12 protein-coding genes are annotated in these 14,479 nt (G+C 62.1%); all 12 read left to right on the forward strand.

The window, feature by feature from the left end:
• Nucleotides 1–102: 102 nt before the first annotated feature.
• On the forward strand, nt 103–1,773 hold the full coding sequence (gene hutU, locus KSS96_RS02725) for a urocanate hydratase (protein ID WP_017529534.1): 1,671 nt from the start codon (nt 103–105) through the stop codon (nt 1,771–1,773).
• A gap of 70 nt (nt 1,774–1,843) precedes the next feature.
• Nucleotides 1,844–3,304 carry a purine-cytosine permease family protein gene (locus KSS96_RS02730; RefSeq protein WP_065879507.1) on the forward strand — a complete coding sequence of 487 codons (1,461 nt, stop codon included), beginning with the start codon at nt 1,844–1,846 and terminating at the stop codon, nt 3,302–3,304.
• 68 nt (nt 3,305–3,372) lie between these two features.
• On the forward strand, nt 3,373–4,338 hold the full coding sequence (locus KSS96_RS02735; protein WP_065879506.1) for an ABC transporter substrate-binding protein: 966 nt from the start codon (nt 3,373–3,375) through the stop codon (nt 4,336–4,338).
• A 71-nt stretch (nt 4,339–4,409) separates the two neighbouring features.
• The gene (locus KSS96_RS02740; protein WP_065879505.1) at nt 4,410–5,261 is read left to right on the forward strand and encodes an ABC transporter permease; all 852 of its coding nucleotides are present in this window, start codon (nt 4,410–4,412) and stop codon (nt 5,259–5,261) included.
• Nucleotides 5,258–6,082: a quaternary amine ABC transporter ATP-binding protein gene (locus tag KSS96_RS02745; RefSeq protein ID WP_017529530.1), complete on the forward strand. Its 825-nt coding sequence runs from the start codon at nt 5,258–5,260 to the stop codon at nt 6,080–6,082. Before KSS96_RS02740 ends, KSS96_RS02745 begins: the two co-directional genes overlap by 4 nt.
• Before the next feature lie 89 nt (nt 6,083–6,171).
• Nucleotides 6,172–7,680 carry an HAL/PAL/TAL family ammonia-lyase gene (locus tag KSS96_RS02750; protein WP_065879504.1) on the forward strand — a complete coding sequence of 503 codons (1,509 nt, stop codon included), beginning with the start codon at nt 6,172–6,174 and terminating at the stop codon, nt 7,678–7,680.
• Between the two features lie 39 nt (nt 7,681–7,719).
• Entirely contained in the window at nt 7,720–9,252 is a 1,533-nt protein-coding gene (gene hutH / locus KSS96_RS02755; RefSeq protein WP_217855704.1) for a histidine ammonia-lyase, read from the forward strand.
• Nucleotides 9,253–9,358: 106 nt separating this feature from the next.
• Nucleotides 9,359–10,768 (forward strand): amino acid permease, encoded by a 1,410-nt coding sequence (locus KSS96_RS02760; RefSeq protein ID WP_065879503.1) that lies wholly within the window; start codon nt 9,359–9,361, stop codon nt 10,766–10,768.
• A gap of 15 nt (nt 10,769–10,783) precedes the next feature.
• A complete protein-coding gene (gene hutI, locus KSS96_RS02765; RefSeq protein WP_017526566.1) occupies nt 10,784–11,989 on the forward strand; it encodes an imidazolonepropionase in 1,206 nt (401 codons plus the stop codon).
• A gap of 11 nt (nt 11,990–12,000) precedes the next feature.
• The gene (gene hutG / locus KSS96_RS02770; RefSeq protein ID WP_017526565.1) at nt 12,001–12,801 is read left to right on the forward strand and encodes an N-formylglutamate deformylase; all 801 of its coding nucleotides are present in this window, start codon (nt 12,001–12,003) and stop codon (nt 12,799–12,801) included.
• Nucleotides 12,802–12,940: 139 nt separating this feature from the next.
• A complete protein-coding gene (gene pip, locus KSS96_RS02775; RefSeq protein WP_017526564.1) occupies nt 12,941–13,912 on the forward strand; it encodes a prolyl aminopeptidase in 972 nt (323 codons plus the stop codon).
• Entirely contained in the window at nt 13,909–14,346 is a 438-nt protein-coding gene (dtd, locus tag KSS96_RS02780) for a D-aminoacyl-tRNA deacylase (RefSeq protein WP_017526563.1), read from the forward strand. Before pip ends, dtd begins: the two co-directional genes overlap by 4 nt.
• Nucleotides 14,347–14,479 lie beyond the last annotated feature (133 nt).

The raw sequence follows: 14,479 nt of genomic DNA on the forward strand, positions 1-14,479 counted from the left end.
CCGCTTGATTGCATATGCTTGTACATACAAGTAAAGATGTGTGCGTAAGACCCTGCTTCGCACCATTTCTGTTCGTGCATTGATCGCCGAGGAGTCCGAGTTGTGACCAAGCCTACAAAATACCGTGACGTTGAAATCCGCGCCGCCCGCGGTAACAAGCTCACCGCCAAAAGCTGGCTGACCGAAGCGCCGCTGCGCATGCTGATGAACAACCTCGACCCGCAGGTAGCCGAAAACCCGAAAGAACTGGTGGTGTATGGCGGTATCGGCCGTGCCGCGCGTAACTGGGAGTGCTACGACCAGATCGTCGAGAGCCTCACCCATCTGAACGACGACGAAACCCTGCTGGTGCAATCGGGCAAGCCGGTCGGCGTGTTCAAGACCCACAGCAATGCGCCGCGCGTGCTGATCGCCAACTCCAACCTGGTGCCGCACTGGGCGAGCTGGGAACACTTTAACGAACTGGATGCCAAGGGCCTGGCCATGTACGGCCAGATGACCGCTGGCAGCTGGATCTACATCGGCAGCCAAGGCATCGTGCAAGGCACCTACGAAACCTTCGTCGAGGCCGGTCGCCAGCATTACGACAGCAACCTCAAAGGTCGCTGGGTACTCACCGCCGGCCTCGGCGGCATGGGCGGGGCGCAACCTCTGGCTGCAACCCTGGCCGGTGCGTGCTCGCTGAACATCGAGTGCCAGCAGGTCAGCATCGATTTCCGCCTGGCCAGCCGCTATGTCGACGAGCAAGCCACTGACCTCGACGACGCCTTGGCCCGCATCGCCAAGTACACCCAGGAAGGCAAGGCCATCTCGATCGCCCTGTTGGGTAACGCGGCAGAAATTTTGCCGGAGCTGGTCAAGCGCGGCGTGCGCCCGGACATGGTCACCGACCAGACCAGCGCCCACGACCCGCTCAACGGTTACCTGCCGGCCGGCTGGACCTGGGACGAATACCGCGCCCGCGCCAAGACCGAGCCGGCTGCCGTGATCAAGGCGGCCAAACAGTCGATGGCCGTGCACGTCAAGGCCATGCTGGAATTCCAGAAACAAGGCATCCCGACCTTCGACTACGGCAACAACATTCGCCAGATGGCCCAGGAAGAAGGCGTGGAAAACGCCTTTGATTTCCCAGGTTTCGTACCGGCGTATATCCGCCCACTGTTCTGCCGTGGTATCGGCCCGTTCCGTTGGGCGGCGCTGTCCGGCGACCCGCAGGACATCTACAAGACCGACGCCAAAGTCAAAGAACTGATCCCCGACGACGCCCACCTGCACAATTGGCTGGACATGGCCCGCGAGCGCATCAGCTTCCAGGGCTTGCCGGCGCGCATTTGTTGGGTCGGCTTGGGCCAGCGCGCCAAGCTGGGCCTTGCGTTCAACGAAATGGTACGCAGCGGCGAGCTCTCGGCACCGGTGGTCATCGGCCGCGATCACCTCGACTCCGGCTCGGTCGCCAGCCCCAACCGCGAAACCGAATCCATGCAGGACGGCTCCGACGCCGTGTCCGACTGGCCGCTGCTTAACGCCTTGCTCAACACTGCGAGCGGCGCGACCTGGGTCTCGCTGCACCACGGTGGTGGCGTCGGCATGGGCTTCTCGCAACATTCGGGCATGGTCATCGTGTGTGACGGCACCGACGAAGCGGCCGAGCGGATTGCGCGCGTGTTGCACAACGACCCGGCGACCGGGGTGATGCGTCACGCAGACGCCGGTTACCAGATCGCCATCGACTGCGCCAAGGAGCAGGGCCTCAATCTCCCAATGATCAAATAACCCAATGTGGGAGGGAGCAAGCCCCCTCCCACACTGGATCTGTAGACAATCCATCAGAGGTTGAATACCCATGGCTGCAAACGACACCACCCCGTTGATCGAAAGGCGTTCGATCGACTACATCCCGGAAGCGGAAAGACATGGTCGTCTCTTGAGTCAGTTCACCCTGTGGATGGGGGCCAACCTGCAAATCACCGCGATTGTCACCGGCGCCCTGGCCGTGGTGCTGGGCGGTGATGTGTTCTGGTCGCTGATCGGTCTGTTGGTCGGCCAACTGATCGGCGGCGGCGTCATGGCCTTGCATGCGGCGCAAGGGCCCAAGCTTGGCCTGCCGCAGATGATCTCCAGTCGCGTGCAATTTGGCGTGTATGGCGCGGCCATTCCGATCGTGCTGGTGTGTCTGATGTACCTGGGGTTCACCGCAACCGGCACGGTGCTTTCCGGCCAGGCGCTGGGCCAGTTGTTTGGCGTCAGCGACAGCGTTGGCATCCTGATCTTCGCCAGTGTCATCGTGCTGGTCACGGTGCTTGGCTACCGGGTGATCCACTTCATCGGGCGCGTCGCCAGCGTGGTTGGGGTGATTGCCTTTGTGTACCTGTTCAGCCGCCTGATGAGCCAGACCGACGTGGGCGCACTCCTGCAGATCCGCCATTTCAGTTGGAGCAGTTTCCTGCTGGCGGTGTCGCTCGCGGCCTCCTGGCAAATCGCGTTCGGCCCTTATGTGGCGGACTATTCACGCTACCTGCCAAGCAATACGTCCTCGGTGAAAACCTTTCTGGCCGCCGGCGCGGGTTCGGTCATCGGCGCGCAGGTGGCGATGATTCTCGGTGTGTTTGCCGCCGCCATGTCCAATGGGCAATTCGCCGGTCACGAGGTGGCTTACATCGTGGGCCTGAGTGGTACAGGTGCTACCGCTGCCCTGCTGTATTTCAGCATTGCGTTCGGCAAGGTCACCATCTCGACGCTTAACTCCTATGGCAGCTTCATGTGCATCGCGACCATCATCAGCGGCTTTCGTGGTCGGCTGGAGGTCACGCGCCTGCAGCGCCTGGTGTTCGTGTTGGCCATCGTCGGTACGGCGACCCTGATTGCCTTGCTCGGCCAGCACTCGTTCCTGGGGGCGTTCAAATCTTTCATCCTGTTCCTGCTGGCGTTCTTCACGCCATGGAGCGCGATCAACCTGGTGGATTACTACTGCATCACCCGCGAGCGCTATGACGTGCCGGCGTTGGCCGATCCGAACGGTCGCTACGGCCGCTGGAACGCGCTGGGTATCAGCGTGTATGTGTTCGGCGTGCTGGTGCAGTTGCCGTTCATCTCTACCAAGTTCTACACAGGGCCTCTGGTGGCCGCGTTGGGTGACGTGGATATCTCCTGGATCATCGGCCTGGTGCTTCCCGCCGCCCTGTATTACCTGTGTGCGAAAAAATGGCACGCCAGCGTGCCCGATCAACTGATCCTGCCGGTCGAGCAGGACAGCGCTGTAGCCACGAAAACAAGCGGAGCCGGTCGCGCTGCGGCGCAGGCCTGACAGGACGTGGACAAGGCAGGACGCCTTTTGACTGCCGTAATCCATTTCATGATTGGGAGCGTCACACAATGAAAATGCATAAGACCCTGCTCACCACCTTGCTTTCTGCGGGCTTGCTGGCCAGCGCCGGCGCCCAGGCGGCGGGGTGGTGCGAGTCCGGCAAACCGGTGAAATTCGCCGGCCTGAACTGGGAAAGCGGCATGTTGCTCACGGACATCCTGCAAACCGTGCTGGAAAAAGGCTACGACTGTAAAACCGACAGCCTGCCGGGTAACTCCATCACCATGGAAAATGCCCTGAGCAGCAACGACATCCAAGTGTTTGCCGAAGAATGGGTGGGCCGCAGCGAAGTCTGGAACAAGGCCGAGAAGGCCGGCAAAGTCGTCGGCGTCGGCGCGCCGGTGGTGGGTGCGATTGAAGGTTGGTACGTGCCGCGCTACGTAATCGAAGGCGACGCCAAGCGCAAGCTTGCAGCCAAGGCGCCGGACCTGAAAAACATCGCTGACCTAGCCAAATACGCCTCGGTGTTCAAAGACCAGGAAGAACCCTCCAAAGGCCGTTTCTATAACTGCCCGGCCGGCTGGACCTGCGAGCTCGACAACAGCGAAATGCTCAAAAGCTATGGCCTGGAAAGCAGCTACACCAACTTCCGCCCAGGCACCGGCCCGGCGCTGGATGCGGCGGTGCTGTCGAGCTACAAGCGTGGCGAGCCGATCCTGTTCTACTACTGGTCGCCTACCCCGCTGATGGGCCAGGTCGACCTGGTCAAACTCGAAGAAAAACCCGGTGTGGACAAGACCGTGAGCATCAAGGTCGGCCTGTCCAAGACTTTCCACGAGCAAGCCCCGGAACTGGTGGCCGTGCTGGAGAAGGTCAACCTGCCGATCGACCTGCTGAACCAGAACCTGGGGCGCATGGCCAAAGAGCGAATCGACTCGCCGAAATTGGCGAAGGTTTTCCTCAAGGAACATCCTGAAGTCTGGCACGCCTGGGTCAGTGAAGACGCAGCCAAGAAAATCGACGCGGCCTTGTAGGTCAAGTGTGCGCGGCTACCCTGAGGGGTGGCCGGGCGCCTGGCTACAACCCACTGGATCGAGAGCACGCTATGTTTCCTGAGAGTTTTACGTTTTCCATCGCCGACTGGGTCAACGGTTGGGTGGATTCACTGGTCACCAATTACGGCGATGTGTTCCGGCACATCTCCGACACGCTGCTGTGGGCCATCGTCAACCTGGAAGGCCTGCTGCGCGCAGCGCCGTGGTGGCTGATGCTGGCGATTGTCGGCGGCATTGCCTGGCACGCCACGCGCAAAGTACTGACCACTGCGGTAATTGTCGGCCTGCTGTTCCTGGTGGGCGCGGTTGGCCTGTGGGACAAGCTGATGCAAACCCTGGCGCTGATGATGGTCGCCACGGTGATCTCGGTGCTGATCGGCATTCCGCTGGGCATCCTGTCGGCGCGCAGCAATCGTCTGCGTTCGGTGCTGATGCCGCTGCTCGACATCATGCAAACCATGCCCAGTTTCGTGTACCTGATCCCGGTGCTGATGCTGTTCGGCCTGGGCAAAGTCCCGGCGATTTTCGCCACGGTGATCTACGCAGCACCGCCCTTGATTCGCCTCACCGACCTGGGGATTCGCCAGGTCGACGGCGAAGTCATGGAAGCCATCAACGCCTTCGGCGCCAACCGCTGGCAGCAACTGTTCGGCGTACAACTGCCGTTGGCGCTGCCGAGCATCATGGCCGGCATCAACCAGACCACCATGATGGCGCTGTCGATGGTGGTGATTGCCTCGATGATCGGCGCCCGTGGCTTGGGTGAAGACGTCCTGGTCGGCATCCAGACGCTGAACGTCGGCCGTGGCCTTGAGGCCGGGCTGGCAATCGTGATTCTTGCAGTGGTCATCGACCGCATTACCCAGGCCTATGGTCGTCCACGGCATGAGGCGAACAAATGACTACCGTCAGCAAAATCGAAGTCAAAAACGTCTTCAAGATTTTCGGCAACCGTTCCCAAGAAGCGCTGGCGCTGGTTGGCCAGGGCAAGACCAAGGACCAGGTGTTGGCCGAGACCGGTTGTGTGGTTGGCGTGAACGATCTGTCCCTGAGCATCGATACCGGTGAGATCTTTGTGATCATGGGCCTGTCGGGCTCCGGCAAATCCACCCTGGTGCGCCACTTCAACCGCCTGATCGACCCCACCAGCGGCGCGATCCTGGTGGACGGCGAAGACATCCTGCAGCTGGACATGGACGCCCTGCGCCAATTTCGTCGGCACAAAATCAGCATGGTGTTCCAGAGTTTCGGCCTGTTGCCGCACAAAACCGTGCTCGACAACGTTGCCTACGGCCTCAAGGTGCGTGGCGAAACCAAACAGGTGTGCGCCGAACGCGCGTTGCACTGGATCGAAACCGTGGGCCTCAAGGGCTACGAAAACAAATACCCGCACCAGCTTTCCGGCGGCATGCGCCAGCGCGTCGGCCTGGCCCGTGCCTTGGCGGCCGATACCGACATCATCCTGATGGACGAAGCCTTCAGCGCCCTCGACCCGCTGATCCGCGCCGAGATGCAGGACCAGTTGCTGGAGCTGCAAAAGACCCTGCACAAGACCATCGTATTTATCACCCACGACCTCGATGAGGCCGTACGCATAGGCAACCGCATTGCCATCCTCAAGGACGGCAAGCTGATCCAGGTCGGCACGCCGCGGGAGATCCTGCATTCGCCGGCGGATGAATATGTGGACCGGTTTGTTCAGCGGCGGGCGGCGGTGGTCTGATCCAGGTTTTGTGGTGGGGCTACTGGCCTCATCGGGGGCTTGCTCCCGATGAGGCCGGCAAAGCTGTAGAGAATATGAAGAGGTCAACCATGTCCCAGGCAGCAAAAATCATCATCGCCGATACGCCCTTGCGCTGGCAGGACGTAGTCGCCGTCGCCCGCCACGGCGCGGCGCTCGAACTCTCGGGCCAGGCCTGGGCGCGCATCGACAATGCCCAGGCCATCGTGCAGCGCATCGTCAGCAGCGGCGAACGCGCCTACGGCGTGAATACCGGCCTGGGCGCGCTGTGCAATGTCTCGCTCGAAGGCGAGCAACTCAGCCAGCTGTCGCGCAATACCTTGCTCAGCCATGCCTGTGGCGTTGGCCCGGTACTCAGCGATGAGCAAACCCGCGCGATCATCTGCGCGGCGGTCATCAACTACAGCCACGGCAAGTCCGGCGTACACCCGCAGGTGGTGCAGGCCTTGCTGGCCCTGCTGAATCACAGCATCACGCCGCAAGTGCCCTCCCAGGGCTCGGTGGGTTACCTGACCCACATGGCCCATGTCGGCGTGGCCTTGCTGGGTGTGGGCAACGTGAGCTATCGCGGCCAGGTCGTTTCGGCGCAGCACGCATTGCAAGCCGAAGGTTTACCGCCTGTGGTACTCGGCGCCAAGGACGGCCTGTGCCTGGTCAACGGCACGCCGTGCATGACTGGCCTGAGCTGCCTGGCCCTGGCCGACGCCCATCACTTGCTGCAATGGGCCGACGTGATCGGCGCCATGAGCTTCGAGGCCCAGCGCGGTCAGATCGACGCGTTCGATGCACAGATCATCGCCCTCAAACCGCACCCCGGCATGCAGCTCGTCGGCAGCAACCTGCGGGCGCTGCTCGATGGCAGCGAAGTGATCGCCGGCAGCCAAGGCATTCGCACCCAGGACGCCTTGAGCATCCGTTCGATCCCGCAGATCCACGGCGCCGCGCGTGACCAGGTGGAACACGCCACGCGTCAGATCGAGACCGAACTCAACAGTGCCACCGACAACCCGCTGGTGCTCGGCACCCCGGCCCATTACCGCGTGGTGTCCCAGGCCAACCCGCACGGCCAGTCCGTGGCGCTGGCCGCCGATATGCTCGCCATTGCCATGGCCGAAATCGGCTCGGTGGCCGAACGTCGCCTGGACCGTTTGATCAACCCGCACGTCAGCGGTTTGCCGGCGTTCCTGGTGAGTCACCCCGGGGTCAATTCCGGAATGATGATCGTGCAGTACGTCGCTGCTTCGCTGTGCGGGCAAAACCGCCAGTTGGCGCAGCCGGCGGTACTCGACAACTTCGTCACCTCGGGCCTGCAGGAAGACCACCTGAGCATGGGCACCAACGCCGCGCTCAAGCTGCACCAGGTATTGGCCAACGTTACCCAGATTCTTGCCATCGAATATCTGCTGGCGGCCCAGGCGTTCGAGTTCCTCAAGAGCCAGCGCTTTGGCGTCGGCACCGACCGCGCCTGGCGCCTGCTGCGTGAGGTCGTGCCGGCCTATGCAGAAGACCGCTGGCTGGCGCCGGATATCGCGGCGGCCGCCACATTGCTCAAAGACACCGCACTACCGAATTTGCACTAAGTACGTATTCAAAAAAAATAATTCACAAGGAGAACGAATGTGACTGCGCTAAACCTGATTCCAGGCCAATTGAGCCTCGCCCAACTGCGTGCCATCTACCAGCAGCCGGTAACCCTCAGCCTGGATGACAGCGCCACGGCCCAGATCGAAGCCAGCGTTGCGTGCGTGGAGCAGATTCTCGCCGAGAACCGCACGGCCTATGGCATCAACACCGGTTTCGGCTTGCTTGCGTCCACCCGCATCGCCAGCGAAGACCTGGAAAACCTGCAGCGCTCCCTAGTGCTGTCCCATGCCGCCGGCGTCGGCGAGCCGATCAGCGATGCGCTGGTGCGGCTGGTCATGGTGCTCAAGGTCAACAGCTTGAGCCGTGGGTTTTCGGGGATTCGTCGGCAGGTGATCGATGCGTTGATCGCGCTGATCAATGCCGAGGTGTACCCGCATATTCCGTTGAAAGGCTCGGTGGGCGCTTCCGGTGACCTGGCGCCGTTGGCCCACATGTCCTTGGTACTGCTCGGCGAAGGCAAGGCGCGCTACAAAGGTGAATGGCTGGAGGCGACGCAAGCGCTGAAAGTCGCCGGCCTCACGCCGCTGACCCTGGCCGCCAAAGAAGGCCTGGCGCTGCTCAACGGCACCCAGGTCTCCACGGCCTATGCCTTGCGCGGCCTGTTCGAAGGCGAAGACCTGTTCGCCGGCGCCCTGGCGTGTGGCGGCCTCACCGTGGAAGCGGTGCTCGGTTCGCGCTCGCCGTTCGACGCATGCATTCACGCCGCCCGTGGCCAGCGTGGGCAGATCGATTCGGCCGCCGCCTACCGCGATCTGCTCGGCGAAAGCAGCCAGGTCTCGCAGTCGCACCAGAACTGCGACAAGGTTCAAGACCCGTACTCCCTGCGCTGCCAGCCACAAGTGATGGGCGCCTGCCTCACCCAATTGCGCCAGGCTGCCGAGGTGCTGGTGGTCGAAGCCAACGCCGTGTCGGATAACCCGTTGGTCTTCGCGGCCGAAGGTGACGTGATCTCCGGCGGCAACTTCCACGCCGAACCGGTGGCCATGGCGGCTGACAACATGGCGCTGGCCATCGCCGAAATCGGCTCGCTCAGTGAGCGTCGCATCTCGTTGATGATGGACAAGCACATGTCGCAACTGCCGCCGTTCCTGGTCGGCAATGGCGGCGTGAACTCCGGTTTCATGATCGCCCAGGTCACCGCAGCCGCATTGGCCAGCGAGAACAAGGCACTGGCCCATCCCCATAGCGTCGACAGCCTGCCGACCTCCGCCAACCAGGAAGACCACGTGTCGATGGCCCCGGCTGCGGGCAAGCGCCTGTGGGAAATGGCCGAGAACACCCGTGGCATCCTGGCCGTCGAATGGCTGGCGGCATGCCAGGGCCTGGACCTGCGCGAAGGCCTGAAAACCTCGCCCAAGCTGGAAAAGGCCCGCGGCATCCTGCGTGACAAAGTGGCGTTCTATGAAAAGGACCGCTTCTTCGCCCCGGACATCATCGCCGCCAGCGAACTGCTCGCCAGCCGCTGCCTGAATGAGCTGGTGCCGGCCGAGCTGCTGCCGAGCCTGTAAGGCACCCTGGCACTTCTGTGGTGAGCAGGCCTGCTCACCACGGAAATAGCCGTTGTCACGCGCGTGGCTTTTAATTTTCTCAGGATAAAAATAATAGGGACGAGAAATGCACCAGCAAGAAAAGGCTTTGAAACGCGGGCTGAGCGCCCGACATATTCGCTTCATGGCACTGGGGTCGGCGATCGGCACCGGGCTGTTCTACGGCTCCGCCTCGGCCATCCAGATGGCCGGCCCCGCCGTGCTGCTGGCCTACCTGATCGGCGGTGCCGCGGTGTTCATGGTGATGCGCGCCCTTGGCGAGATGGCCGTGCACAACCCAGTGGCCGGCTCCTTCGGCCAGTACGCCAGCACCTATCTGGGGCCTATGGCCGGTTTTATCCTGGGGTGGACCTACGCGTTTGAAATGATCATCGTCTGCCTGGCCGACGTCACCGCGTTCGGTATCTACATGGGCTTTTGGTTTCCCGAGGTGGCGCGTTGGGTCTGGGTGCTCGGTATCGTGTTCCTGATCGGCGGCCTGAACCTGTGCAACGTCAAGGTCTTTGGCGAGATGGAATTCTGGCTGTCGCTGCTCAAGGTCGGCGCGATTGTCGCGATGATCCTCGGCGGCTTTGGCATCATGCTGTTCGGCATCCATTCGGCGGGCGAAACCCAGGCCGTCGGCCTGAGCAACCTGTGGGCCCACGGTGGGTTCATGCCCAATGGCGTCGGCGGCCTGATCGCTTCGTTCGCGGTGGTGATGTTCGCGTTCGGCGGCATCGAAATCATCGGCATCACCGCCGGTGAAGCCAAGGACCCGCAACGGGTGATCCCCAAGGCGATCAATGCCGTGCCGCTGCGCATTCTCTTGTTCTACGTGCTGACGCTGTTTGTGCTGATGGCCATCTACCCATGGCCGCAGATCGGCAGCCAGGGCAGCCCGTTCGTGCAGATCTTCAGCAACCTGGGCATCGGTTCGGCGGCGACCATCCTCAATATTGTGGTGATCTCGGCGGCGGTCTCGGCCATCAACAGCGACATCTTCGGCGCTGGCCGCATGATGTACGGCCTGGCCCAGCAAGGGCAGGCGCCCAAGGGCTTTGCGCGGTTGTCCAGGCAGGGCGTGCCGTGGATGACCGTGGTGGTGATGGGCGCGGCGCTGCTGGGCGGTGTGGTGCTCAACTATGTGATCCCTGAAAACGTGTTCCTGGTGATCGCCTCCATCGCGACGTTCGCCACGGTGTGGGTATGGCTGATGATTTTGGTCACCCAAGTCGCGATGCGCCGCTCGATGACCAAGGCACAGGTCGCCGAACTGGCATTCCCGGTGCCGTTCTGGCCCTATGCACCGGCAGCGGCCATTGTTTTCATGCTGTTCGTGTTTGGCGTGCTCGGTTACTTCCCCGACACCCAGGCTGCCTTGCTGGTCGGTGCCGTGTGGATCGTGCTGTTGGTCGTTGCCTACCTGCTGTGGGTAAAACCCGCCGCCGGGCAAGCGGCCAGGGTCCATTACGAACCGGCTGTGTCTCATCGATAACTTAGGGAGGCGTTGATGAAAACCCTTTGGCAACACTGCCACGTCGCAACCATGGCAGGCGGCAACTACTCGATCATCGAGGATGCCGCCATGGTCACTGCCGGCTCGCTGATTGAGTGGATCGGCCCGCGCAGCGAAGTACCGGTGGCGGATTACGCCCAACGGCACGACCTGCAAGGCGCGTGGGTCACCCCCGGGCTGATTGACTGCCACACCCACACGGTGTTCGGCGGCAATCGCAGCGGCGAATTCGAGCAACGCCTTCAGGGCGTGAGCTACGCCGAGATCGCGGCCCAGGGCGGCGGTATTGCCAGCACCGTGCGTGCCACCCGCGCTGCCACCGAAGACGAACTGTTTGCCGGCGCGCACAAGCGCCTGCGCAGTTTGCTGCGTGATGGCGTGACCACCGTGGAGATCAAGTCCGGCTACGGCCTGGACCTGGCCAACGAACGCAAGATGCTGCGCGTGGCTCGTCGCCTGGGTGAAGCGTTGCCGGTCAGCGTGCGCGCCACCTGCCTGGCGGCCCATGCGTTACCGCCCGAGTACAAGGACCATGCCGACGATTACATCGAGCACATCTGCAACGAGATGCTTCCGGCGCTGGCGGCTGAAGGGCTGGTGGATGCGGTGGATGCGTTCTGCGAATACCTGGCGTTTTCCACCGAGCAGGTGGAGCGAGTCTTCCAGGTTGCGCGGCAACTGGGCCTGCCGGTGAAGCTGCACGCCGAGCAACTGTCGTCGCTGCACGGCTCCAGCTTGGCGGCGCGTTACCAGGCGTTGTCGGCGGACCACCTGGAATTCATGACTGAAGAAGATGCCATCGCCATGGCCGCCGCCGGCACCGTCGCGGTCTTGCTGCCGGGTGCGTTTTACTTCCTGCGTGAAACCCAGTTGCCGCCGATGGACGCGTTGCGCAAGCACGGCGTGAAGATCGCCATCGCCAGCGACCTCAACCCTGGCACCTCGCCGGCGCTGTCGGTGCGCCTGATGTTGAACATGGCCTGCACCCTGTTCCGAATGACCCCGGAAGAAGCCCTGGCCGGCGCCACGCAACATGCGGCGACCGCGTTGGGCATGGGCGACACCCACGGTTCGCTGGAAGTGGGCAAGGTTGCCGACTTTGTCGCCTGGCAGATCGATCGCCCCGCCGACCTGGCCTACTGGCTGGGCGGCGAACTGGATAAACGCGTCGTGCGCCATGGCGTCGACGTCACCGTTTAAGGAGCATTGCTGTGGATAAGGTTCTGAATTTCAAACAAGGCCGTGTGCCGCTGCTAATCAGCATGCCCCACGCCGGGCTGCGCCTTACCCCTGCGGTCGAGGCCGGGCTGATTGCCGAGGCGCAAAGCCTGCCGGATACGGACTGGCATATCCCGCGGTTATATGACTTTGCCGAAGAGCTGGGCGCCAGCACGCTCTCGGCACAGTACTCACGGTTTGTCATCGACTTGAACCGGCCCTCCGATAACAAACCGCTCTATGCCGGTGCCACCACCGGCCTCTATCCGCAGACGCTGTTTGACGGCGTGCCGTTGTTCCGTGAAGGGCAGGCGCCCTCCGAGGAGGAACGTGCCAGCTACCTGCAAAAAATCTGGGGCCCGTATCACCGCCAACTGCAGGAAGAACTGGCACGCCTCAAGGCTGAGTTCGGTTACGCGCTGCTGTTTGACGCCCACTCGATCCGTTCGGTGATCCCGCACCTGTTCGAAGGCAAATTACCGGACTTCAACCTCGGCACCTTCAACGGCGTCGCCTGTGACCCGGAATTGGCCAGTCAGTTGGAAGCCATCTGCGCCCAGCATCCCCCGTACACCCATGTGCTGAACGGGCGCTTCAAGGGCGGCCACATCACCCGGCACTACGGCAACCCGGCGCAGGATATTCATGCGGTGCAGCTGGAGTTGTGTCAAAGCACCTATATGGAAGAAATGGAGCCGTTTCGCTATCGACCTGACCTGGCCGAGCCGACTCGGGTGGTGCTTAAGCAATTGCTGGAGGGTTTGTTGGCTTGGGGGCAAAACCGCTACCGGTAAGGGAGGCCGAACAGGCGCGAGCTGACACAGGTCTGAGTGCGCAAGGACATGCTCATTGCACAATTCGGGTTTATAGTGCCGGACGGCACAATAAAAGATGTCCCCCCAGGGATGAACCCGAACCCCTACGGAGCGCGCAATGCAGACTTGGTACCCGCAGATCAAACCCTACGCCCGGCACGATCTGGCAGTCGATGACACCCACACGCTGTACGTCGATGAAAGTGGCTCTCCCGAAGGCTTGCCCGTCGTATTCATCCATGGTGGCCCTGGTTCCGGTTGTGATGCCCAGAGCCGCTGCTATTTCGACCCGAACCTGTACCGCATCGTCACCTTCGACCAGCGTGGCTGCGGGCGTTCCACCCCCCGCGCCAGCCTGGAAAACAACACCACCTGGGACCTGGTCGCCGACCTTGAGCGCATCCGCGAGCACCTGGGCATCGAAAAGTGGGTGCTGTTCGGCGGTTCCTGGGGCTCGACCCTGTCCCTGGCCTACGCGCAAACCCATCCGGAGCGTGTACACGGCCTGATCGTGCGGGGCATTTTCCTCGCCCGCCCGCAGGACATCCATTGGTTCTACCAGGAGGGCGCGAGCCGTCTGTTCCCGGACTACTGGCAGGATTACCTCGCGCCGATCCCACCGGAAGAGCGCCACGACATGATCGCCGCCTACCACAAGCGCCTCACCGGCAACGACCAGATCGCGCAGATGCACGCCGCCAAAGCCTGGTCCGGGTGGGAAGGTCGCATGCTGGGCCTGTGCCCGAGCCCGCAGCATGTGGAGCGGTTTTCCGAGCCGCAGCGCGCCCTGTCCATCGCGCGTATCGAGTGCCACTACTTCACCAACAACTCATTCCTTGAGCCCAACCAACTGATCCGCGATATGCACAAGATCGCCCATCTGCCTGGCGTAATCATCCACGGCCGCTACGATATGATCTGCCCGCTGGATAACGCCTGGGAGCTGCATCAAGCTTGGCCGAACAGCGAGCTGCAGGTAATTCGCGAGGCGGGCCATGCGGCCTCCGAGCCTGGCATCACCGATGCATTGGTCCGTGCGACCAGCGAGATGGCACGGCGCCTGCTTGATCTTCCGCCTGAAGAAGCATGAAAGGTTTGTTACAGCGGGTGCGTGGCGCCCGGGTCGAGGTGGCGGGCGAAGTCATCGGGTCGGTTGACCAGGGGGTGCTGGTGCTGGTGGCGGTCGAACCTTCAGATACCCCGGAGAGCGCCGATAAGCTGCTGCACAAATTGCTGAACTACCGAGTGTTCAGCGATGACCAAGGCAAGATGAACCTGTCGCTCAAGGATATCGACGGCGGTTTGCTGCTGGTGTCGCAGTTCACCCTGGCGGCGGACACCAAGAGCGGGCTGCGGCCAAGTTTCTCGAAAGCCGCACCGCCGGCCTTGGGAGAGGCGCTTTTTGAGCACCTGTTGTTACAAGCGCAACAATTGCATGGCAAGGTGGCGTCGGGGCGTTTTGGCGCCGATATGCAGGTGCATTTGGTCAATGATGGCCCTGTGACCTTTCTCTTACAGACGTGAATGTATTAAAAACGACTTTTAATGCCTAAAAACGCAGGTTTTCGCTACAAATACTTCGTTGCCCCTGATGCGTTGTCTCGCGGGCTACTAGATAATCGCGCGCTACGGGGATCAGCGTTGTTTGGTCCATTTT

Origin of the sequence: Pseudomonas asgharzadehiana, from assembly GCF_019139815.1 — a bacterium.
In the GTDB taxonomy this organism is placed as follows: domain Bacteria; phylum Pseudomonadota; class Gammaproteobacteria; order Pseudomonadales; family Pseudomonadaceae; genus Aquipseudomonas; species Aquipseudomonas asgharzadehiana.

Excerpts from the sequence above, each read along its gene's own strand:
- KSS96_RS02730 (WP_065879507.1), top strand. The coding sequence starts at position 1,844 with ATGGCTGCAAACGACACCACCCCGTTGATCGAAAGGCGTTCGATCGAC.
- KSS96_RS02735 (WP_065879506.1), top strand. The coding sequence starts at position 3,373 with ATGAAAATGCATAAGACCCTGCTCACCACCTTGCTTTCTGCGGGCTTG.
- KSS96_RS02740 (WP_065879505.1), top strand. The coding sequence starts at position 4,410 with ATGTTTCCTGAGAGTTTTACGTTTTCCATCGCCGACTGGGTCAACGGT.
- KSS96_RS02745 (WP_017529530.1), top strand. The coding sequence starts at position 5,258 with ATGACTACCGTCAGCAAAATCGAAGTCAAAAACGTCTTCAAGATTTTC.
- KSS96_RS02750 (WP_065879504.1), top strand. The coding sequence starts at position 6,172 with ATGTCCCAGGCAGCAAAAATCATCATCGCCGATACGCCCTTGCGCTGG.
- KSS96_RS02760 (WP_065879503.1), top strand. The coding sequence starts at position 9,359 with ATGCACCAGCAAGAAAAGGCTTTGAAACGCGGGCTGAGCGCCCGACAT.
- hutI (WP_017526566.1), top strand. The coding sequence starts at position 10,784 with ATGAAAACCCTTTGGCAACACTGCCACGTCGCAACCATGGCAGGCGGC.
- pip (WP_017526564.1), top strand. The coding sequence starts at position 12,941 with ATGCAGACTTGGTACCCGCAGATCAAACCCTACGCCCGGCACGATCTG.
- dtd (WP_017526563.1), top strand. The coding sequence starts at position 13,909 with ATGAAAGGTTTGTTACAGCGGGTGCGTGGCGCCCGGGTCGAGGTGGCG.